This window comes from Mucilaginibacter sp. A3364 (genome assembly GCF_059690715.1).
Genome location: NZ_JCAWED010000001.1, coordinates 1607938 through 1631148, shown reverse-complemented (window position 1 = coordinate 1631148; position 23211 = coordinate 1607938). Strand labels below are relative to the sequence as shown.

Sequence of the window (23211 nt, the reverse complement as noted above, 5' to 3'; positions counted from 1 at the left end):
AAAATTAAGCTTGTAAATTTCAAAATTGATTTCGAATAATATATTTGCACATATAGTTAACAGCGCCCAAAAATAATGAAAAATAAGGCATTGAAAAGATTGATTTACGTATTCTCAGCATTAGTAACGTGCTTACCGTTGTTTTCGTTTAAGTTAGTTCCCTCTGTATTAGCTTCTTCTGTAAAAACCGACACCGTTGTAAACAGCGGTTTTAAGTTTAAAACAGTTATTGTTGATGCCGGCCACGGCGAAAAAACTACCGGTCCGGGACACTTTTCGCGCGGAGCCGATGGTTCGTTCTCTACCGAAAGACAAGTAACGCTTGCGGTAGCACTTAAATTGCAAAAAGCGATAGAAAAAGATATAACAGGCGTAAACGCTGTACTTACCCGCAAAACGCCGGAGGATGTTTCGTTTGAGCGCCGAGCAGAAATTGCTAACGAGAACAAGGGGAACTTGTTTGTTTCTATCCACTGCAATTCGTTACCGGACAGAGTAGTGCGCGAACGCGTCGGCACCAAAAAGGGTAAGGCTATTTACAAAAGTGTTAGGGTGCCCGATAGATCTGGCAAAGGTGTTTTGATGTTGGTTTACGGTTTAAAAAGAACACGCGAACAACAAAACGAGATAAAACATAACACGCTTGAAGAGGATATGGAAGGCGGCGCGCTTGATATGAACGACCCGCTGACCATCATCTTAACAAATGAATATACCCGTAAATTCAGGCAGCGAAGCATAAGTTTCGCAAACATTCTGGCTAATGAGTTTGTTGAAACCGATGAACGCAAGTTAGAAGGCGTGCGCGAACAAAGCTTATATGTACTTTGTCATAGCGCTATGCCATCTGTACTTGTAGAAATTGGCTATATTAACAACCGGGAAGAAGAAGAATATTTAAACTCGGAAGAAGGACAACAGGAAATAGTGAATTCGATAGTGAGAGCCATACAAGTTTATAAGGATCAAGTAGAATCAAAATAAAATTTAACATAAAACACCTACCATATTGAAACTCTCTAACGAAACAAAAATAGGCGCACTAACGGCCATAGCTATAACTGTATTAATACTAGGTTATAGCTTTTTACGAGGCAATGATGTTTTTGCCGGATCAAATAAATTTTATGCTATTTACCGTAGCGTCGACGGTCTTTCGGTATCGAAACCTGTATTAGTTAACGGCTTCCCTATCGGACACGTTTCAAAAATGGAGCTTGACCAGGATGGCCGTACTACGGTTGAATTTAAAATTGAATCAAAATACAATGTGCCTATTAATACCTTAGCACGTTTGGTAAGTACAGACCTTTTAGGCAGCAAAGCCATAGTTTTTGAATTGGGCGATAGCAAACAATACGCCGAAAGTAAAGACACGTTGCAGGCAGATATACAAGGTAGCCTTGCAGAAAGCTTGCAGCCAATACAAACTAAAGCCGAAAATTTGATGACCAAACTGGATTCATCTTTATCAGCCATTAACCGTATTTTAAATCCGGGTTTCCAACGTAATGTTGACCGTAGTTTTGCCAGTATAGCCAACTCATTACAAACGCTGGAAGGCACCACACGCAAAGTTGATGATCTGGTGGGCTCGCAATCGGTACATATTAATTCAATATTGACTAACGCTGATGGCATCACTGCTAACCTTAAAGTAAGCAGCGCTAACTTAAATGGCATTACGGGTAATTTCCAGAAAGTAAGTAACGATATAGCCAACAGCAACATCAAACAAACATTGGATAACGCCAATAAAGCTATGGCCGATCTACAGGCTACCATGGCCAACATTAATAGCCCTAAAGGCTCGTTAGGTTTATTAATGCAGGATGATAAACTATATCGCAACCTTGAAAACGCATCAGCAGACCTGGATGAATTATTTATCGACCTGAAGGCTAACCCAAAACGTTATGTTCATTTCTCGGTATTCGGTGGCGGAAAAAACAAATAGAAAATTTACAACAATTTAAATATAGAAGGGCGATATGTGTTGAACATATCGCCCTTCTGCCTACTTGTGATCTTAACTAAGGTTTCAAAACCATAAAAAGTGTAGCAGCAAGGCCGGCTCCTATAATAGGCCCTACAACAGGTACCCATGAATATCCCCAACCTGTACTTCCTTTATCCGGGATTGGTAGTAAAGCATGTACAATACGCGGCCCCAGGTCGCGCGCAGGGTTAATAGCATACCCCGTGGTACCACCAAGCGATAAACCTATACCCCATACCAGTAAAGTAACCGGCAAGGCGCCTAATGAACCTAAGCCTATCGGCGTTTTTTCTACCCCTAATTCGCTACCCGTAAAGTAAAATATTACTAGCAACAAAGCGAAGGTTCCAATCACCTCACTAATTAAGTTTGACACCACGTTTTTAATTGCCGGCGATGTACAAAATACTGCCGCCTTCAAACCCTGATCTTTAGTAGCGACAAAATGGTCTTTATACATTAAATACACCAGCACAGCACCTAGCATAGCCCCGGCAAACTGCGCAGCTACAAAAACAGGTACTTTTGCCCAGGCAAACTTTCCGGCAATTGCTAGCGCGATGCTGACGGCCGGGTTAAGATGCGCGCCACTAAAAGGCCCGGCAATAACAACGCCTACAAAAACCCCTAGGGCCCATCCGGTGGTAATTACTATCCAACCGCTATTTTGGCCTTTGGTGCCGTTAAGTACAACATTGGCTACTACACCGTTGCCAAAAAGTATCACGAACATGGTGCCGATCAATTCGGCGGTAAATTCTGACATAATTTCTTCGATTTATAGTTTAATTAAATTGGTTTACAACTGTGTCCATGCTTTCACACCAGCCACAGCTCGGTTCCAGCCTTTAACCAGTTCATCAGTATTTGCTGTTTGTCCGGGTTCAAAGCTTCGGTTTATTTGCCATTGTTGTTGTATCTCGTCAACATTGCTCCAGTAACCTATAGCAAGGCCGGCAAGGTAAGCGGCGCCTATTGCGGTTACTTCAGTTACTTCCGGCCTTACTACCGTGGCATTCAGCACATCAGCTTGAAACTGCATTAGCAAATTATTGGCAGTAGCGCCGCCGTCAACACGTAACTGTTGAATGGGTGCTCCTGAATCGGCCTCCATTGCCTTTAATACTTCTAGAGTTTGATAGGCAATACTATCCAACGCAGCGCGCGCAATATGCGCATCGTTAGTGCCACGGGTTATGCCAAAAATTGTTCCTCTGGCGTATTGATTCCAGTGCGGTGCCCCTAAACCGGCAAATGCGGGTACCAGATATACACCACCACTATCAGTAACCTTTTTAGCCAGTTCTTCAATATCTGCCGATGTTTTGATGATCTTCAATTCATCGCGCAGCCATTGCACTACTGCGCCGGCTATAAAAATACTTCCTTCTAAGGCATACTGTACATCAGCTCCGATTTTCCAGGCAACCGTGGTTATCAGATTATTTTTAGATATGATAGGTTTGTTGCCGATATTCATCAGCATAAAACAGCCGGTTCCATAGGTGTTTTTTACCATCCCGATTTTGGTGCACATCTGCCCAAATAAAGCAGCCTGTTGGTCGCCGGCTATACCCGAAATAGGAATTTTGGCGGCAAATATATCTCCCGCTGTTTCGCCATAAACTTCGCTGCTTGATTTAACCTGTGGCAATATTCCTCTTGGAATATTGAACAATTTCAATAACCCCTCATCCCACTGCAATGTATGTATGTTGAACAACATGGTGCGCGAAGCATTGCTAACATCGGTAACATGTACCTTGCCGGCTGTCATGTTCCATATCAGCCATGAATCGATAGTACCGAATGCCAGTTCACCAGCTTCTGCCTTAGCTCTTGCTCCTGCTACATTATCTAATATCCATTGTATTTTAGTGGCCGAGAAATAAGCGTCTAAAACCAGCCCTGTTTTCTCCTGTATAATTTTATCGGCACCCTCTCCTCTCAACCTGTCGCAAACAGAAGCAGTACGGCGGTCTTGCCAAACAATAGCATTATAAATAGGTTCACCTGTTGCCCTGTCCCAAACTACGGTTGTTTCGCGTTGGTTAGTAATGCCAATGGCGGCCATGTTTTCGGGCTTTAGGTTTGCTTTAACAATGGCCTCAGTAGCTACAGCAACCTGGGTTGACCATATTTCGCGGGCATTATGCTCTACCCAGCCGGGTTGCGGGTAAATTTGCGTAAACTCCTTTTGTGCAACCGATACTATGGTACCTGCTTTGTTAAACACGATTGCCCTGGAGCTGGTTGTCCCCTGGTCAAACGATAAAATGTACTTCTCCATACAAGTTATTAGGTTGTTGTTGGTTTATATTGGTTTGGTAATTTATGAAATATAATTTTTATCGCCAGCTAAAGGCACGCTTAAATACCTGTTAGCTAACTGTACAAAATCTTCTACCTGTTTTTGCTGCCATTGCACGTCGTAACCCAACTCTGTAGCCATCAATTGTGCTACCGTAGCTGCCATATTTATTGCCGCTGCAGCATCCAAAAAAAGTATCCGTATGCGCCTGGCCAAAACATCTTCAACGGTACGCGCCATTTCGTGCCTTACCGCCCAGATCACTTCAGCTTTAGTATAAGGATGTCGGTTATCTAACCGTTCGCCAAATTTGGAATCTTCCTTTATCATTGATCGTATAAAATCAGCATCGCTTCCATAAACAGAAAGATGGTCGTCTGTATTCGTATTTACGTAACCATGAATTTTCAAATCGCGGGTAACGCATGCTTGTTTATTTAAAGCGACTAGTTGTATCGCCTTGTCAATTATGTCTTCGGCCATCTTGCGATACGTTGTCCATTTACCACCAATAATGGTTATCAGGCCTGAATCATTAACTATAATTTTATGGCTTCGCGATATTTCCTTGGTTGAACCGGTGTTTTTATCGGGAGCAGCAAGTGGTCGCAAGCCGGCGAATATGGAAAGCACATCGTTGCGGGTTGGCGTTTTACTTAAATATTCCCCGGCGATTTGTAGTATAAAATTGATCTCTTGCTCCAGAGCAACCGGCTCAACGCTATGGCTTTCTAACAAAGTATCCGTAGTACCAATCAACACATGCTGATGCCACGGCACTGCGAATAACACCCGGCCATCTGTGGTTTTAGGTATCATTATAGCCTTGTCGCCCATCAAAAACGACCGATCTAAAACCACATGCGCACCTTGACTCGGTCTAACCAGTGGTTTTTGGGCTGGTTTATCCATTTGCAATATCTCATCAACAAAAACCCCGGTTGCATTAACTACCAGTTTTGAGCGTAGCTGATATTTTAATCCTGCTTCCGAATCAAATGCTACAACACCTTCTATTTTACCATTTTCACTTTTTAGCAGTCCTTCTACTTTGATATAGTTGAGTAATGTCCCACCATTTTCTGCAGCAGTTTGTGCCAGGTTAATGGCAAGGCGGGCGTCATCAAATTGCCCATCCCAGTATTCAATCCCCCCGGTTAGCCCGTTGCTGTTAATTTCAGGAATATAGGCATGTACGCCAGCTGCCGAAAGCAGTTTTGATTTACCAAAACTATGCTTACCGGCCAGCCAATCGTACAAACTTAAACCAACGTAAAATTTAATTTTTTCAAACCAGCTATAACAAGGAATGATAAACGATTGGTGTTTTACTAAATGTGGTGCGTTTTGCTTCAGTATCCCCCGTTCAAGTAACGCCTCATATACCAAGCCGATATTCCCTTGCGCTAAATAACGCACACCTCCATGTACCAGTTTTGTGCTACGGCTTGACGTGCCTTTAGCAAAATCGGCTTGTTCAAGCAACAAGGTTTTATAACCACGGGAAGCCGCATCGACAGCCGTACCCAAACCTGTTGCTCCTCCGCCAATTATTATGATATCCCACAGGTCGATTTCGTTAAGCTGCCTTAATCCTTCTTCTCTTTTGAAATTTACCGGTTCTTTCATTCTAAATGCAAAATGGTAGTTTCATATTACAAAAACGAAACATAAAACAATAATATGAAATATTTTGAAACTTAGTTATACATATAAAATAAACAATCGAAATATTTATCCACATATCTGGGATTATGTTTTATCTTCGTTGCAGGCTTATAAAGTATGCGTATATGAGTAGCGTAACCGAAAGACACCAGTACATTTTAAATCAAATTCAAAAAAAAGGAAACGTAAACGTGCTCGACTTATGTAACGAGTTAGAGGTTTCATCGGTAACAATTCGAAAAGATCTGAAACTTTTAGAAGATAAAAACTTTCTTTTTCGCACCCACGGCGGAGCTACCCAGAACAATCCGTATACAACAGACCGGCCGGTTAATGAAAAAGAAAAGCTACAATCGGCAGAAAAGCATAAAATAGGCGCAGCGGCAGCTAGTTTGATACAGCCTGATGACTCGATATTAATTGCTTCGGGCACCACTGTACTGGCATTAGCAAAAAATATACAGCCACAGGGAAGTTTAACAGTTATTACCTCGGCACTTAACGTAGCGATAGAATTGACTCATCACCAAAATATTGAGATATTACAACTGGGTGGCATATTGCGCAAAAGCTCATCATCTGTAATGGGGCCTTACGCGGAAAGCATATTAGCTGATTTTTTCTGCAGTAAGTTTTTCCTTGGCGTTGACGGTATTGACCTCGATTTTGGTTTAACCACAACCAGCGCCATGGAAGCGCACCTTAATCGCCAAATGATGGCTGTATCGCAAAAGACTATTGTGATTGCCGACTCGACAAAATTTGGTAAACGCGGTTTTGGCAAAATCTGTGGTTTAGACGAAATAGATCAGATAATAACCGACAAAGGCCTCCCCCAACATATAGCCGACCAACTGGAAACAATGGGGGTAAAAGTTATATTAGTTTAATTGATTAGTTGCCGTGGTATAAACCTGTTTTAACATATCCATCAAAGCCTCAATCTTGATAGGTTTTGACAGAAAACTATCCATGCCGGCTTTATAGCATTGCTCCCGGTCTTCAACCATGGCGCCCGCTGTCATAGCCACAATGGTTGGTTGTTTGTTATGGTGTTGCCTTATGTAGCGCGTAGCTTCCAGTCCGTTCATTTCAGGCAATTGCACATCCATTAGCACCAGGTCATAATATTGTTCAGTAAGCATACGCACCACATCCGTCCCGGTAGTTGCCAGTGCTGCACCATAACCTAGCCTATCCAATACTTTCATTATTAAAAGCTGGTTAATTTCGTTATCCTCGGCTACCATAATACGTAGTGGATGCGTCATAGCGAAATCCTTATTAAGTAATGACGTTGGCTTTTGTAAAAACTTGGTTTGTGGCTGTAATACACTTACTATGGCGCGATACAAATACATTTGCTTTACCGGCTTGTTTAAAACAGCTGTAAACAGATCGGGATGTTTCTTTTTAGTATCATGCCCCAAACTGCTTAGCAATATAATAGGCATTTGCGGGTATTCTGCCTTAACAATAATGGCAAGTTGAACGCCATCCATCAAAGGCATACCCAAGTCGGTTATCATGATATCAAAGCGCTGGCTTTTCAAAATTTGCAAAGCATCTTTACCCGATGATGCCATTACAGGTTTAATAGCCCAGTGCTTCAATTGCAATTCTAAAATTCGCAGATTAGTACTGTTATCGTCAACTATAAGTACTTGCCTACCTTCTAACTGTGGTATAATGACGGAATCGTCCTGGGGCTTCTGCTCGCGGGCTATATCCAGTTTAATATTGAAACTAAAGTTGGTACCTTTTCCAACTTCGCTTTCAACCCTTATCTTCCCCCCCATTAAGCTCACCAACCTGTCTGATATAGCCAAACCCAGGCCGGTACCGCCATAGTTACGCGTAGTTGATTTGTCGGCCTGGTAAAAGGCTTCGAATAAATTCTCGAGTTTGTGTGCCGCTATGCCAATACCGGTATCTTTTATCTCAAAACCCAATACAACTTCATTATCGGCTTGCTTATCCAACTGGATAATATTCACAAAAACTTCACCTTTATGTGTAAATTTTAACGCATTACCCACCAAATTAACCAATACCTGCCGCAAACGCATAGCATCGCCAACTACATAGATTGGCAAAGCATGATCTATCTGGCACATCAGGTCGATATTTGAATGGGCGGCTTTACCTGCAAATAGCTCCAATACTTCTTCAACACAGCTACGCAGGTTAAAATCGTAAAGATCAAGATCCATCTTACCCGACTCGATCTTCGAGAAATCGAGGATATCATTAATAACGCTTAGCAAGGCCTCGCCACTATGCATAATAGCATGTGCGTACTCTTGCTGTTCAGGGTCAAGATCGGTTTCTTTAAGTAGCGCAGCCATACCTAACACACCGTTCATAGGTGTGCGTATTTCATGGCTCATAGTTGCTAAAAATACACTTTTGGCCTGGTTGGCACTTTTATGCCTGAACACGTCGAGCTGTTTGCGGTAGATAACAATAATAAAGCATATAACGATAGAGAACGAGCACATCATGGCCGTTATCACCAACACTTCAATATTATCTTTTACCTCGTTCATGCTTTATGGCAACAAAAAACATCATGTACATGATCAGCACAAAGGTAGCATGTAAACACCATATCAAGTCTGTAATAGTGCGATTGGAGATACGGCTTATCACGTTTGAAAAAATAAACTGGAAAAATGAGCTGCAGAAGTACAGTAAAAAACCGCTTGCTATCAATCGCCCCGCTTTATTCAGGCTTTCTTTTTGATCAAAATTACCCTGGCGGGATAAGTAAATACTGCTAAAAATTACAATCAATACCGCCTCAAGCGGACGGGTATATGTGTTAAATGTATAGATACTTTGAAAATAGCTGAAATTTATTACGCACAGTATCGGGAAAGCTATCATTACAATGGCCGTCCATTTATTAGCCCAACCGTTTGGAAAAGCCTTTCTGTAATACCACATTATAGCCACCAACTCGGCCAGCGTATACAAATGCAGGCCAGGCATGTTGTTTATCCTATTAGCGGCTAAAACAGAACCCACGATGTTAAAAAACATAGCTATGCACAGATATAATATAATTCTGTGCATAGCTGTACTTAGCTTTTTATAATAAATAATTCCGGCCGTTATGGGTATTAAAGTACTGGCAGGAACCGCGTAGCCTAAATAAAAACTTACTGGAGACATTTTTGAAATAACTATAAATTACCCTCTCCGCCAAACAACGGGCTTTCAGGGTCGCAGCAATCAGGGCATGGCCTGGTATAATCGTAAACGTTTGAGTCATCAAGGTTACCTCCATCTGGCGATAAGGCTTCCATACCTGGGCCCGGAGGTATGAATAACAGATCCTGGCCATTAAAATAGCCCGGCGTATCTTTCACCAGCACCATAATAAACTTTACCTGGTTGGATTCGCCTTCGGCATAGGCCCTATCAAGCGTAAAATAAGCGCGCGCACCTAGTATTGTTTTATCCGCTTCGCAATAACGAGCCAGATCTTCAATGTCGGTACGAGAGATATAAACGGCCTTGGGTAAGGCCTTTGGCGATACATCGGTAAAGGTGCGCGCCATAAAATTGCGCCAATGCGTGGTTTTAGCAATAGCTTCTTTTACAGGTATAATTACCCGCGTTGAATTAATTAGTGGATTTGACATAGTGATACGGATTTTTAGTTAGCCTAAATTACTGCAATTATTTAGTAATTGCAGGTATAAATAGCAATAAATCAATCAGACTCTATAACGCATTGATAATGTGGCGAACTTATCAAACAAAGTAATTTTTAATAAATGGAATTGTTATTATTGCAGCCTTAACAACCATATCAAACCTAATACTATGAATACAAGGCGCGTAATTTCGGCAATATTAATATGTGTGGCTTCGGCCGCCTGTACCCAAAAGCAGGAAAAAAACGAACCGCGCAAGCCTAATATTATATTTGTATATGTAGATGACCTGGGTTACGGCGATGTGGGCTGCTATGGGGCTACGGGTGTAAAAACACCAAATGTTGATAGCCTGGCATTTACAGGCATCAGGTTTACTGATGGCCATTGCACCGCATCTACCTGTACTCCTTCGCGCTTTGCCATTTTGACTGGCAGCTACGCTTTTCGTAACGATGCTGCAATTTTACCAGGCGACGCGCCGTTGATCATCAACACAAAACAGCAAACATTGCCTGCCATGTTAAAAACAGCCGGCTATACCACGGGTGTTGTTGGCAAATGGCACCTTGGTTTAGGTACGGGGCATCCTAACTGGAATGAAAGTATTAGCCCCGGGCCATTAGAGATAGGTTTTGACTATAGCTTTATACTACCTGCAACAGCAGACCGTGTGCCAACTGTCTATGTGGAAAACCACAACGTAGTAAACCTCGACAAAAATGACCCGATAACCGTAAGCTATGATCACGAAGTAGGCGAAGAGCCTACAGGCCTCAAAAACCCTGACAAATTAAAACTTCGTGCTGATACGCAACACAGCAATACAATTGTAAATGGTATAAGCCGCATTGGTTTTATGAAAGGCGGTCACAATGCTTACTGGAAGGATGAGGATTTTGCTAATGTATTTACCGGAAAGGCTAAACAATTTATTGAAAAAAATAAGGAAAAACCTTTCTTCCTGTATTTTGCATTGCCAAACATACATGTACCACGTACACCTAATGAGCGTTTTGTGGGTACAACTAAAATGGGTTCGCGCGGCGATGTTATTGCCGAAATGGATTGGATAACCGGAGAGATTGTAAAAGAGCTGCGCAAATTAAAGATTGATAATAATACTATTATTGTTTTTAGCAGCGATAATGGCCCTGTATTAGATGACGGATACTACGATGATGCTTCCAAATTAGCGGGTATACATAAACCGGCTGGCCCATATAACGGTGGCAAGTACAGTGCTTTTGAAGGCGGTACCCGCGTACCCTTTATAGTGAACTGGCCGGGCCACATTAAGTCGGCGGTAAGTAATGCGCTGGTTAACCAGGTAGACTTTTTCAAATCCTTTGCTGTGTTAACTAATGGCAAAATTGATATTTCGGCTGCGCCGGATAGTAAAAACACTTTGCCTGTATTTTTAGGTAAGAGCCAACAAGGCCGCACAGAGATGATTGAAGAAGCCTTTACCATGTGCTACCGCCAAGGCGATTGGAAGTACATAGCGCCCGTTAGCAAAGCAACGCCTAAATGGCTGGACAATAAAACCATCTCGACAGGTTTACAGAAAGGTGCGCAATTGTATAACTTAAAAACAGATCCCGCCGAAAAGAATAATCTTGCTCAAAGCAACCCGGCAAAAACTGCAGAACTTGCGGCTCTGCTAAAGCGCGATCTTGAATCACCAACAGCTGACCGTTAGTTTAACTACGGTGTGCTCTTGGGATCAATCCCGATAAGCGTCTACCGAAACCTTTAAATATTCATTACGGTAATGATGCGGTTGTTTACCCATAAGGGCTTTAAATTGTTTGTTAAAATTTGATAATGTTTGAAAACCACACTCATAACCAATATCGTTTATATTTAACTTTTCTTCTTTTAAAAGCTTACAGGCCTGTTCAATTCGTATCTCTTTCACAAAATCAGAGAAAGATTTATTTACCCTTGCTTTAAAGTAACGACTAAATGAGGTATTGGTCATGTTGGCAATGGCAGCGACGTCATCAAGCATTATTTTCTGGCGGAAGTTTTTCATGACATAGTTATATACCTTATTCATACGGTTAGTTTCCGCTTCGGTATTGGCAGATACCGGATGATTATGTGTTATAAAATGACAGTCTGCCGATTTGGACATTACGTTCAATATTTTCAATAATTGAATGATACTCTCCATCCCCCTCAATTCTAGCAACTCAAGCATCATGTCAGCAACAATCTGGCGGGTCTCGCCGGCAACCTCAATACCGCGTGCAGCGTGCACAAAAAGCCGGCTGAGAGATTCCATCTCCTCTTTTAGATGAACAGTTTCGCCTAAAAAGTTATCATTAAAGTAAATTACCACTACTGTTGTGCTTAATTCACTTTTCTTTTCAAAATAAGCATTATCATTTCGCCATACATGCGGCAGGTAAGGGCCGGTTAACACCATATCGCCATGCGAAAACGTTTTTACATTGTCGCCTACAAATCGCGTCCCCTCTCCTTTTATTACATATGACATTTGAAACTCCTTATGCAAATGAAATGTAGGGTCGAAATATGGCGCATCTATCCGTTTTATAACGAACGATCGCGAATCGGGAATTGGCGATTTAGGTATAATATGTTTCATAATAGGCTGGTTTACACTCAAAAATACCTTTATTATTGCATATCATTATTGATTTTGTCTTTATAACAGGTTTTTTACAATTAAATAAGATATAATAAAGTCATAATAAGACAAAATGCAGTATGTTTTAATTTAGTATAAGGCCTAATATTGTGTAACCAACTATAAAACTATTTCCTGATGAAAAAAATAGTATATCTATTTTTTATCGCCTGCCTGTTCTTCAACAGCTGCGCCGATAAGATTGTTAACAACAGCACGACGCCGCAAGCAGCGGCCACTAATCAAAAAGCTCCGCGCCGGGGCGAGGTTTTGTTTTTAGGCAACGTGGGTAAACACCACGATTCGGGCAAGTATGCGCCTTGGCTTGCCATTAAACTATTTGAAGCCGGTATCAACGTAACTTACACTACTGAGCTTAATGACCTTAACCCCGAAAACTTAGCCAAGTATGACGGATTGGTTATTTACTCAAACCATGACGTGATACAGCCGACACAAGAAGCTGCTTTAAAAGAGTTTGTTGAAGGCGGTAAAGGCTTAATTGCTTTACATTGTGCCGCCGGATGTTTCCGCAACTCCGAGTGGTACATAAATGCAGTAGGTGGAGCTTACCTGAGCGAAACTACCGGCTCGTTTAAAGCTAAAGTGATTAATGCTAACCACCCGGTTATGAAAGGCATTAACGAGTTCCAAACTACAGATGAGCAGTATGTGCACCAAAAACTTAACCCGGATAAAACCGTGTTAATGGAACGTGTTCAAGGTGACAAGCGCGAACCATATACCTGGGTGCGCAATCAAGGCAAAGGTCGTGTATTTTACACTGCTTATGGCCATAGCGACACTACCTGGACAAAACTTGATTTCCTGAATTTGGTTAAAAACGGTACGCTTTGGGCTATTGGCGACGAAGTAAAAGATCAGATAGCGCGTTTACAGATCCCTAAGGTGGATATTTATCCGGATACTGTTGCTAACTATACCAAACGTCACCTGGTAACAAAAATGCAAGAGGCTTTATCGCCACAGCAATCAGAAAAAATGATGCAGGTGCCTCCGGGCTTTGACATTAGCCTGTTTGCTGCCGAACCGGATATTACCAATCCTATTGCCATGGCATGGGATGAGCGTGGTAGATTATGGATAGTTGAGTCTGTAGATTATCCGAACACATTTCTTGAAACTGACGGAGCATCTAACGACCGTATCAAAATTTGTGAAGATACCAATGGTGATGGTCGTGCCGATAAGTTCACCATATTTGCCGATAAGCTAAACATACCTACCAGTATGGTATTTGCCAATGGAGGTGTAATTGTAGCTATGGCTCCTCACTTCGTATTCCTGAAAGACACTAATGGCGATGACAAAGCTGATGTGCGCGAAAACCTGATCAGCGGTTGGGAAAAACGCGATACTCACTTTGGCCCTTCGCAATTACAATACGGCTTTAATAACAAGATCTGGGGTGTGGTAGGTTCAAGCTACACTGGCTTAGCCAAAGAAGATGGCCACCCTATTACTTTCAGCGGTGGTATGTACGATATGAACCCTGATGGAACAGGTTTAGAGTTTTTGGCTAAAACCACTAACAATACCTGGGGCTTAGGTTTCTCTGAAGATAACAACGTATTTATATCAACCGCTAATAACTTGCACAGCGGATTTTACAGCATGCCTGCAAAGTATGCACAGCGGGCATTGCCTGGTACTGCGCTAGGTACCGGCGTTTCACCGATACAGAAAATTGACGGTCACTACGATGTTCACGCTATGCAACCCAACTTAAGGCAAGTTGATATAGTTGGTGGTTTTACTGCCGCCGCGGGCCATCGCTTGTATACGGCCCGTTCTTTCCCGAAAGAGTACTGGAACCGTATCGCTTTTATTTGCGAGCCTACTGTGCGTTTGATACACAATGCCATTATCGAGCCTAAAGGTGCCGGTTTTGCCGAAAAAGATGGATGGAATGTATTGGCAAGTAATGACGAATGGATGGCGCCAGTACAAGCCGAAGTAGGCCCTGATGGTGCCGTTTGGTTGTGCGACTGGTATAACTTCATCATTCAGCACAACGTGTTCGTGCCTCGCCAGGCTCCGTCAAACATGGTACTGCCATTTACCGAGCAGCCAATGGGCCAGGGTAATGCATTCCAAAGTTCACTTCGTGATAACAGCTTTGGCCGTATTTACCGCATCACCTATAAAGGTGCTAAAGCATCTGTTGCCCCTAAATTATCAAAATCAGATATTCCGGGTTTAGTTGCTGCTTTAAGCAACGACAATATGTTTTGGCGCATGACAGCTCAACGTTTATTGGTTGAAGCCAAAGACATGAGCGCTGTACCTGCACTTATCAAATTGGTTAATACCCAAACGGTAGATGCTATCGGCTTAAATAACCCTGCAGTTCATGCTTTATGGACACTTAACGGTTTGGGCGCATTAAATGGCACAAATGCCGCTGCTACACAAGCCGCGATAGGTGCACTAACTAATCCGGCTGCAGGTGTTAGAAAAGCTGCTATAGAAACTTTACCTAAAAACGCTTCATTACAAGGCATCATCCTTCAAAATAATTTGATGAATGATCCTAACCTGAATACTAGGTTGGCAATATTTGTTACTATTGCAGGCTTACCGCCATCTGAAGAAATGGGTAGGGCTTTATATACTGCCAGCTTAAAAGGCGATAACAGCACAGATGAGTGGTTGCAAAGAGCAATATTTGGTGCCGCCATGGTACACCGTGAAGGGTTTCTGGCAGCTGCTCCAAAAGAAACAACTACCGCTCCTTCTGTATCAGCTTCTGAACTTAGTTTAGCTGAGCGAATTACCGAAGGCGTACGTAAGGAAGTTTACAGTGTAGGCGGCCGTGGTGCTCTTCCGGTATCACCAGATGTTACTAATAAAGAGATTTACATAAAATCGTCGATAGTAAAAGGTGGTAATAATAACGCTAACGCAGACATAGCCGGTGTTTTACTTGCTCAGGGCGATAAAACTAATGGTTATGCCGTATACGTACAAGACGGTAAATTAAGCATGGTGGTAAAACAAGCTGGTAAAAGCTACACTGCTACCACTACCAAACCACTAACCGACAGAATTAACCTGGACGCCAATTTTACCCAAAATGGTGTAATAACATTAGCTATTGAAGGTGGCGAAACTGTTACAGCAAAAGCACCAGGTTTATTTAAGGCTCCTTTAGCTATGGCGCAGGTACGTACCGGCTCCGATGCGGGTGCCTTTAAAGTGGGTGATTACCCAGATACGCGCTTTAGCGGGCAGGCACTACGTACTTCTATTGAACTGAAAAAACCTGAACCGGTAGTTGCTCCGGCTAAAGGCGCTGCTAAAGGTGCTAAACCCGTTGCTGCCGCTGCATTGCCACCGGTTACTATAAACATCAAAGTAATTAAAGACATGATGCAGTTCAGCAAAAAACAGTTCACTGTTAAAGCCGGTCAGAAAGTTACTATCGAATTTGAAAACCCTGACGGTATGCAACACAACATGGTAATTGTTAAACCGGGCACGGTTGATAAAGTAGGCAAATTGGTTGATGCTTTAGTGCAAGACCCTAAGGGTGCTGCAAAAAGCTACATACCAGCTACACCTGACGTATTCCAGTCGCTTAAACTGGTTGACTCGGGCGAAAGTGCAACTTTAGAGTTCACTGCTCCCGACAAACCGGGCGACTATCCGTACATCTGTACTTTCCCTGGTCACTGGCGTATTATGAGCGGTGTTATGCGTGTAACCAAGTAATTTTGAATCTTTAAAACAAACCTGAATATGAAATTAAAATTGATTCTACCGGCATTATTTATAGGCTTGCTTGGAGCGGGTTGCGGTGCCAAAAAAGAAGTAGCATCTGCCAACAAAAGCATCCGTGTGTTAATTGTCGGTGGTGGTTCATCGCACGATTTTAACAAATGGTACAAAGGCGCCGATGCTACTACACTGCGTAACGACGGTGCTACAGTTACTTACACTGCCAATCTGGATTCAATACCTGAGTACCTGAAACAAGCGGATGTATTGTATCTGGCCACTAATCAACCTATGAAAAACCCTGCCGTGCAAAGCTCAATCTTCGCATTTGCTGATGCCGGTAAAGGTTTGATATTAGGTCACCCTGCCTTATGGTATAACTGGAAAAACTGGCCGGAGTACAATGCTATATTAGCCGGCGGCGGTACAAACTCGCATGACAGGTTGGGTCCTTTCCAGGAAAAAGTTGAGGTGGCAAATAGCCCTATAACTAAAGGTGCAGAAGCTAGCTTAACACTTAAAGATGAAAGATATCGCTATGAGCCCGATGCAAAAGGTACTCCAATCGAAGTTTTAGTAACTAACAGTGTTGCCGGATCAGACAAGATCTATCCTTCAATATTCATTGTTAAACATCCAAAAGCACGCATAGTGGGTATAGCTTTAGGTCACGACGCCGACTCGCATGATATCCCATTTTATCAAACAATTCTGCGTAACTCAGTAAAATGGGCCGCAGGCAAATAATGCCAATTTATTAATCAGAACATACACAACAAAAAATGAGCGACAAAAAAATTACCGTAGTAATTGTAGGAATGGGTTTCGGAAAAGAGTTTATTCCTATTTACCAAAGTCACCCCAATATTAAAGCTGTAGGTATTTGTACACGCAATAAAGCTACTTTAGACGAGTTGGCTACCCGCTTTAATCTTGACCGCAATCTTTGCTTCGAGAACTGGGAAGATATCCCGGGCCGTGACGATGTTGACGCGATACACGTGGTAACACCAGTGCCAGAGCATGCTAAGATGACTTTAGCGTCATTGAACGCAAACAAACACACTGCTTGTACCATTCCAATGGCCATGACCAAAGAAGATTGTGCTGCCATTGTTGAAGCTAAAAAACGTACCGGTAAAGTTTATATGATGATGGAAACCGCGCTTTATACCCGCGAGTTTTTATACGGCTTAAAACTAGCTGAAAGCGGAGAACTGGGCCGTATTCAATTCGTACGCGGATCACACATACAGGATATGAGCATGGAAGGCTGGGCTGAGTATTGGAAAGGTTATCCGCCAATGTTGAACGGCACTCACGCTATATCTCCCCTGCTGCGCATCAACAACACTAAAGCCGAAACTGTGGTTTGCCATGGTTCAGGCCGCTTAAGTGATGACCTGGCTTCAAGATATGGTTCACCTTTTGCAGTTGAAACAGCGACTTTCACGTTGAAAGACTCAGACGTTGTTGCTGAAGCTACCCGTTCATTATTTGACGTTGTACGTCAGTACCGCGAAAGCTATGATGTATACGGCACCAAAATGTCGTTTGAATGGGAGCAATTGCAAGACGAAGAGCACGTAATATTTGACGGTGGGGAAAATGCTAAACGCATCAACGTACCTGATACTGACGAAATGCTGATCGAGCCGATCAAACACTTCACCCGTCGCGAAAAAATTGATGATCCTAACCACGTATCATTCTTACAAGGTGCCGGTCACGGTGGTTCACACCCTCACCTGGTACAGGAGTTTGTTGCCGCTATCGTTGAAGGCCGTGATTCGGCTGTTGACGCTGTTTTGGCTGCTAACTATACCTGTGCAGGTATCTGCGCGCATGAGTCGGCTATGAACGGCGGTAAACGTATTGATATCCCTCAATTTGACTAACAGGCAAATGATAAAATTTGGCGTAAGCACATTTGTCTGGGTTTCACCTTTTGATACTAACGCATTTCATCTTGTTGACAAAGTGAGTAAAATGGGTTATGATATCATCGAGGTAGCCGTTGAGGACAAGAGCCTTATTGATTGGACCCAATTGAAATCCCTTGCTAAAAATGCGGGACTGGATGTTACCATTAGCGGAGCATTCGGTCCCGACAGGGATATTTCAAGCACCGACCCTGCTATCAGACAAAACGGCTTACAATACATTATCGACTGTGTAGAGATAGCTAATTTTATGGAGAGCCCGATTTTTACAGGCCCCGTATATTCGGCTGTTGGTAAAACACGCATCGTAAGTGCCGAACAAAAACAGCAGGAGCGCGACTGGTGTATCGAGAATTTGCTTACTGCCGGCGATATTGCAAAAAAACATGGTGTTGTTATTGGCGTAGAGCCTTTAAACCGCTTCGAAACGGATATGGTTAACACAGCCGACCAGGCTTTATCCATAGTGAAAGAAGTAAACAACGCATTTGTTAAAATATCGCTGGATACCTTCCATGGTAACATTGAGGAGAAAAGCATTCCTGATAGCATCCGCAAAATAGGTAAAGACCTGCTTTGCCATGTACAAGGCAATGAAAGCGACAGAGGTACACCCGGAACCGGTAATTTAGATTGGGCCGGTATTAAACAAGCACTGAATGACATTGGTTATGAGGGTGCAATTGTTATTGAGACCTTTGGCGCGCCATCAAAAGAATTGGCGAAAGCCGCTTCTATATGGCGCCCACTAGCTAACAGCGCCGACGAACTGGCAACAGAAGGTTTGGCCTTTTACAAAAAGTTATTAACCTAAACTAATTAACATGAGTGAAACAATTCATACAGGCGATGCCATCAAGATAGACGAACGCTCTAGAAAAATTCTTTTTTGGGGCTGTTTTACTGTTTTGGTAGCTTCGGCTTTCGGGTTTGTATTCAGGTCCTTCCTGATGGCCGAATGGGGTACCCAGTTTGGTTTAAGTAAAACCCAACAGGGCGAAATATTTGGCGTTAGCTTTTGGCCTTTTGGCATAAGCATCGTTTTCTTTAGTTTGATAATTGACAAGGTTGGTTATAAAAAGTCGATGATATTCGCTTTTATATGCCATATCCTGTCTATAGTTATTACCATAATGGCTAGCGGCTATTGGTCGCTGTACATTGGTACCCTCCTATTTGCATTGGGTAACGGCGCCGCAGAAGCTGTTGTTAACCCAGTGGTGGCAAGTATGTATCCACGCGAAAAAACCAAATGGCTTAACATATTACATGCGGGTTGGCCTGCTGGTATGGTTATAGCCGGTTTGCTTGCAATTGGCATGATACACGTACATCTGGCCTGGCCGGTTATCATAGGCATTATATCTGTACCTGTTATTGTTTACGGTGTGATCATTTTCAAATGTTCATTCCCGGTTAGCGAACGTGTGAAAGCAGGTGTAAGTTATTTACAAATGCTTAATGAAGTAGGTATATTAGGTATCATCATTATTGTGGCCTTATGTGCATTCCAATTAGGTGGGCTATTTGGCTGGGCATATATTTACAGCGTAATTATTGTAGCCGTAGTTGTAGGCATATTCTCATGGTTTATCCGCTCATTAGGTCATCCCCTGTTTATCATACTGCTACTATTAATGATCCCTTTGGCTACTACAGAGCTGGGCACCGATAGCTGGATAACCGATCTGATGACCCCAGAAATGGCTAAAGCAGGTATTCAAGGTGGTTGGGTATTGGTTTATACCTCAATAATCATGGCCATATTAAGGTTCTGCTCAGGCCCTGTGGTACATAAATTATCGCCTTTGGGTTTGTTAGCAACCAGCGCGTTGATTGCTGCAGTGGGTCTTTATTCCCTTTCGTATTCTGTAGGCTTTATTATCATTATCGCTGCTACAATTTATGCTTTGGGCAAAACCTTCTTCTGGGGCACGATGCTTGGCGTTGTTGCCGAACGATTCCCGAAAGGCGGCGCGTTAACACTTAACTTTACCAGCGCCGTGGGCCAAATGGGCGTAGGCGTAATTGGTGCTGTATTTTTGGGTACCATACAGGATAAACAATTAGATCAGAATCTAAGCACTTTTGATGCTAAAAATAATACCACCCTTCATTCAACTTATATCACCCAACACAAAGAGAGCATCTTTGGCAAGTACGAGGCACTTGATGAAAGTAAATTATCAACTGCTCCTGAGGCTACTAAAGCTACAATCTCGGCTGCGCAGAACGAATCAAAAAAGAACGCTCTGCGCACCGTAGCTATACTGCCGGCCTGTATGCTTTTCTTTTACCTTGGGGCAATGCTTTACTTCAAATCAAAAGGTGGCTACAAACCTGTTGTATTAACCGAACACACGGATTAAGTTAATTAGCAGGCAACCCCACCTTCGGGTTATTAAAGGCGTCGTTTCCCTTAGCGGGGGGCGGCGTTTTTTTGTTGAACAGTAGTTTTAAATTAATTAAATTTAAAGGAAGAGTATATAACGGTACAATTAAACCTATGAAGAAATTATACCTGGCACTTATATTATTTAGTTGTGGATTGCCTATCGCCCAATCGCAACAAAAAGCAGATAAAAGACCCAATATTGTGTTAATTATTGCAGATGATTTAGGCAGCGACGACATTGGCGCATATGGTCACCCGAAAATAAAAACCCCGAATATAGATAGACTTGCACGCCAGGGTATGTTATTTAGCCAGGCTTTTTTAACCACCAGTTCGTGCAGCCCGAGCCGCGCAAGCATTATTACAGGTACCTATCCGCACCAAACTGATGCAGAGCAATTGCACTGGCCGGTACCTTCACAAAAAACGACTTTCGTTGAAAAATTGAAAACCGCCGGTTACTGGACAGCCCAGGCCGGTAAATGGCACCTGGGCGATGCCCTGACCAACCGATTCAATTATCTGCAAATTGAACCGACAGATGGTTTTATCATGGCAGGCAATACACCCGCTAAAGAAACCGCGGTTGACGGAAGTGGGTGCCAAAACTGGGTAGGCACATTAAAAGCTCGTCCAAAAAACAAACCTTTCTTTTTATGGCTCGCTTCTGTCGATCCGCATCGCCCCTACCCGGGTAAAGCTATTAAAATTCACCACTCGACGGATGACGTGATATTGCCACCTTATTTGCCCGATAGTAAGGAAACAAGGATGGACTTTGTAAACTACTATGACGAAATAGCACGGCTGGATAGTTATGTTGGCGATGTATTAAATGAGCTAAAAGCACAAGGAATTGAAAAAAACACCCTGATCATATTCATCAGCGATAATGGCAGGCCTTTCCCACGTGAAAAAACCACCTTGTATACCGAAGGTATCAAGACACCGTTCATTGTACGATGGCCGGCAAAAATCAAAGCTGGTTCGCATTCGGATGCGCTCATCAGCTCGGTGGATATTGCAAGTACAATACTGGCTGTCGCTAATATAAAAGCAGGTGCAAATTTTATGGGTAGGGATATTAGTCCGGTTTTTACCGATCCGCAAAAAGTAATACGAAACTATGTTTATGCTGAAGACCATTGGCATGATTTTGAAGACTTTGGCCGCTCGGTGCGTAACAGGCAGTATAGCTATATCAGAAACTATTATGATGACCTGCCTGAAACACCATCGGCAGATATTTTACGCGACCCGACCTATCAATATATGCTAAAACAAAGGCGAGACAATGCTTTACTGCTGCCGCTTATGTCATACTTCTATCTGCCTAAACCTAAAGAGCAGCTTTTTGATACGCAAAAAGATCCTTATGAACTACACAACCTAATTGATGAACCTGCCTACAAAGACGTGGCCAATACCATGCGAAAAAAGTTAGATGAGATCAGAAATCTTACAAACGACAAGCTACCCGCAAAACGCACACTTGACGAATTTGACCGAAATACCGGCGAGCCATTACCAAATCGCAAACGCCCGCGCCCTTCAAAAGCAGAGATGACCGCTAAAGGGTATGATCCTTATAAAGGCAAATAAAGAAGCTATTTAAGGTTAAGCAGATTTATTTGCATATTTAGCTAATGAAAAACAGGCATTGTTGCATATCGATTGGGCTATTGGTAATACTTACGATAGCTGGATGCAACATTACCCGCTCATTAGGGCACAATCCAGATGGTGATGACCTGGCGTATTTAAAAACCTTGCCAAATTATAAAAATGGCGGTTTTCAAAACCTGGAATCCCGCGCTGCTGCCCCACCTGTGCGGAGCGCTGTGCCAACTAGGCGCCGGTTTCGTAATCCGCTGGGCTTTATTTTGCGTAGTCGCCGCGAAACAGCGACACCCTCGTACGGACTGCCCTGGGTAAAAACCGATTTAAAAAACATGCAGGTAATTACGCCCACAGTAGTTTGGTTTGGGCATTCATCAGTATTCATAAAAAGCAAAACTGCCACGGTACTTATCGACCCAATATTTAGCCCTAATGCAGGGCCGCTACCCATGTTTGTCAGAGCATTTCAAGGTAGTAAACACTACACCGCCGGCGATATGCCCGAGATTGATGCTATAATAATTTCGCATGATCATTACGATCACATGGATTATCGTACCCTAAAAAGACTAAAAAATCGTGTTAAAAAGTTTATTGTGCCTGTAGGCGTTGGCTCGCATTTACGCTACTGGGGATTTGATCCTCAAAAGATCATTGAATTAAACTGGAATACAGGGACGAACCTGCCGGGAAATTTAAAGATCACAGCTACGCCGGCCCAGCATCGCAGCAATCGCACATTTAACCAGCAAAACAAAACACTATGGGCCTCTTACGTTATTGATATGGATAACTACCGTTTGTTTTTTAGTGGCGATGGCGGGTATGCAGATCACTTTAAACAAATAGGCAATCAATATGGGCCTTTTGATCTGGCTTTGCTGGAATGTGGACAGTACAGCACAAACTGGCCATATACGCACATGATGCCCTGGCAAACCGCCCAAGCTGCTGTTGACTTAAAAGCAGCTATGTTACAGCCTATACATTGGGCAAAATTTGCTGAAAGCAATCACCCCTGGAACGAACCTATGCAACTGCTGTTACCTGCCGCCGAAAAACTGAATTTAGCAGTTACTACACCACAAATTGGCGAACCATACACTGTAGGTGCCCCACCTCTTGAAGCAGAATGGTGGGATTTTGAATAATCCAGATCACTAAGTTATCACCTTCTTATAAAGAGATTCACACAATCTGCTGGAATAGC

Annotated in this window: 18 protein-coding genes; 11 read left to right on the top strand and 7 right to left on the bottom strand. The window is 42.8% G+C overall.

Features of this window, described 5'->3' with window-relative positions; all coding sequences use genetic code 11:
* Positions 1–75: 75 nt before the first annotated feature.
* Positions 76–984: an N-acetylmuramoyl-L-alanine amidase family protein gene (locus AC59JT_RS07260; protein WP_497397272.1), complete on the top strand. Its 909-nt coding sequence runs from the start codon at positions 76–78 to the stop codon at positions 982–984.
* A 25-nt stretch (positions 985–1009) separates the two neighbouring features.
* The gene (locus AC59JT_RS07255; protein WP_497397270.1) at positions 1010–1957 is read left to right on the top strand and encodes an MlaD family protein; all 948 of its coding nucleotides are present in this window, start codon (positions 1010–1012) and stop codon (positions 1955–1957) included.
* 76 nt (positions 1958–2033) lie between these two features.
* On the opposite strand, the gene AC59JT_RS07250 is transcribed toward AC59JT_RS07255, so the two are convergent.
* From AC59JT_RS07250 to AC59JT_RS07240, 3 genes are read right to left on the bottom strand one after another with little or no spacing between them, the layout of a single operon-like run.
* Positions 2034–2765 carry an MIP/aquaporin family protein gene (locus AC59JT_RS07250; protein WP_497397268.1) on the bottom strand — a complete coding sequence of 244 codons (732 nt, stop codon included), beginning with the start codon at positions 2763–2765 and terminating at the stop codon, positions 2034–2036.
* Between the two features lie 33 nt (positions 2766–2798).
* Positions 2799–4289, bottom strand: coding sequence for a glycerol kinase GlpK (glpK, locus tag AC59JT_RS07245; protein WP_497397266.1), 1491 nt, complete (start codon positions 4287–4289; stop codon positions 2799–2801).
* Positions 4290–4331: 42 nt separating this feature from the next.
* Entirely contained in the window at positions 4332–5939 is a 1608-nt protein-coding gene (locus AC59JT_RS07240) for a glycerol-3-phosphate dehydrogenase/oxidase (RefSeq protein WP_497397264.1), read from the bottom strand.
* A gap of 164 nt (positions 5940–6103) precedes the next feature.
* On the opposite strand from AC59JT_RS07240, the gene AC59JT_RS07235 reads away from it, so the two are divergent.
* Entirely contained in the window at positions 6104–6868 is a 765-nt protein-coding gene (locus AC59JT_RS07235; protein ID WP_497397262.1) for a DeoR/GlpR family DNA-binding transcription regulator, read from the top strand.
* Here the strand turns inward: AC59JT_RS07235 and AC59JT_RS07230 are convergent.
* The 3 genes from AC59JT_RS07230 to AC59JT_RS07220 all read right to left on the bottom strand — a co-directional run bounded on the left by AC59JT_RS07230 (position 6860) and on the right by AC59JT_RS07220 (position 9628).
* Positions 6860–8527 (bottom strand): response regulator, encoded by a 1668-nt coding sequence (locus AC59JT_RS07230; protein ID WP_497397260.1) that lies wholly within the window; start codon positions 8525–8527, stop codon positions 6860–6862. The genes AC59JT_RS07235 and AC59JT_RS07230 overlap by 9 nt on opposite strands.
* A complete protein-coding gene (locus AC59JT_RS07225) occupies positions 8508–9056 on the bottom strand; it encodes a hypothetical protein (RefSeq protein ID WP_497397258.1) in 549 nt (182 codons plus the stop codon). Before AC59JT_RS07225 ends, AC59JT_RS07230 begins: the two co-directional genes overlap by 20 nt.
* 110 nt (positions 9057–9166) lie before the next feature.
* Entirely contained in the window at positions 9167–9628 is a 462-nt protein-coding gene (locus tag AC59JT_RS07220; RefSeq protein WP_497397256.1) for a hypothetical protein, read from the bottom strand.
* A gap of 184 nt (positions 9629–9812) precedes the next feature.
* On the opposite strand from AC59JT_RS07220, the gene AC59JT_RS07215 reads away from it, so the two are divergent.
* On the top strand, positions 9813–11345 hold the full coding sequence (locus AC59JT_RS07215; protein WP_497397254.1) for a sulfatase family protein: 1533 nt from the start codon (positions 9813–9815) through the stop codon (positions 11343–11345).
* Positions 11346–11369: 24 nt separating this feature from the next.
* Here the strand turns inward: AC59JT_RS07215 and AC59JT_RS07210 are convergent, their stop codons facing one another.
* On the bottom strand, positions 11370–12260 hold the full coding sequence (locus AC59JT_RS07210; RefSeq protein ID WP_497397252.1) for an AraC family transcriptional regulator: 891 nt from the start codon (positions 12258–12260) through the stop codon (positions 11370–11372).
* A gap of 180 nt (positions 12261–12440) precedes the next feature.
* On the opposite strand from AC59JT_RS07210, the gene AC59JT_RS07205 reads away from it, so the two are divergent.
* The 7 genes from AC59JT_RS07205 to AC59JT_RS07175 all read left to right on the top strand — a co-directional run bounded on the left by AC59JT_RS07205 (position 12441) and on the right by AC59JT_RS07175 (position 23152).
* Positions 12441–16037, top strand: coding sequence for a PVC-type heme-binding CxxCH protein (locus AC59JT_RS07205; protein WP_497397250.1), 3597 nt, complete (start codon positions 12441–12443; stop codon positions 16035–16037).
* Between the two features lie 27 nt (positions 16038–16064).
* Complete coding sequence (locus AC59JT_RS07200; protein ID WP_497397248.1) at positions 16065–16790, top strand: ThuA domain-containing protein; 726 nt, start codon at positions 16065–16067, stop codon at positions 16788–16790.
* Between the two features lie 35 nt (positions 16791–16825).
* The gene (locus AC59JT_RS07195; protein WP_497397246.1) at positions 16826–17941 is read left to right on the top strand and encodes a Gfo/Idh/MocA family protein; all 1116 of its coding nucleotides are present in this window, start codon (positions 16826–16828) and stop codon (positions 17939–17941) included.
* Between the two features lie 7 nt (positions 17942–17948).
* Complete coding sequence (locus AC59JT_RS07190; protein WP_497397244.1) at positions 17949–18800, top strand: sugar phosphate isomerase/epimerase family protein; 852 nt, start codon at positions 17949–17951, stop codon at positions 18798–18800.
* A gap of 10 nt (positions 18801–18810) precedes the next feature.
* Positions 18811–20355, top strand: a complete 1545-nt coding sequence (locus AC59JT_RS07185) for an MFS transporter (RefSeq protein ID WP_497397242.1) — start codon at positions 18811–18813, stop codon at positions 20353–20355.
* Between the two features lie 137 nt (positions 20356–20492).
* On the top strand, positions 20493–21983 hold the full coding sequence (locus tag AC59JT_RS07180) for a sulfatase family protein (RefSeq protein WP_497397240.1): 1491 nt from the start codon (positions 20493–20495) through the stop codon (positions 21981–21983).
* A 44-nt stretch (positions 21984–22027) separates the two neighbouring features.
* Complete coding sequence (locus AC59JT_RS07175) at positions 22028–23152, top strand: MBL fold metallo-hydrolase (protein ID WP_497397238.1); 1125 nt, start codon at positions 22028–22030, stop codon at positions 23150–23152.
* Positions 23153–23211 lie beyond the last annotated feature (59 nt).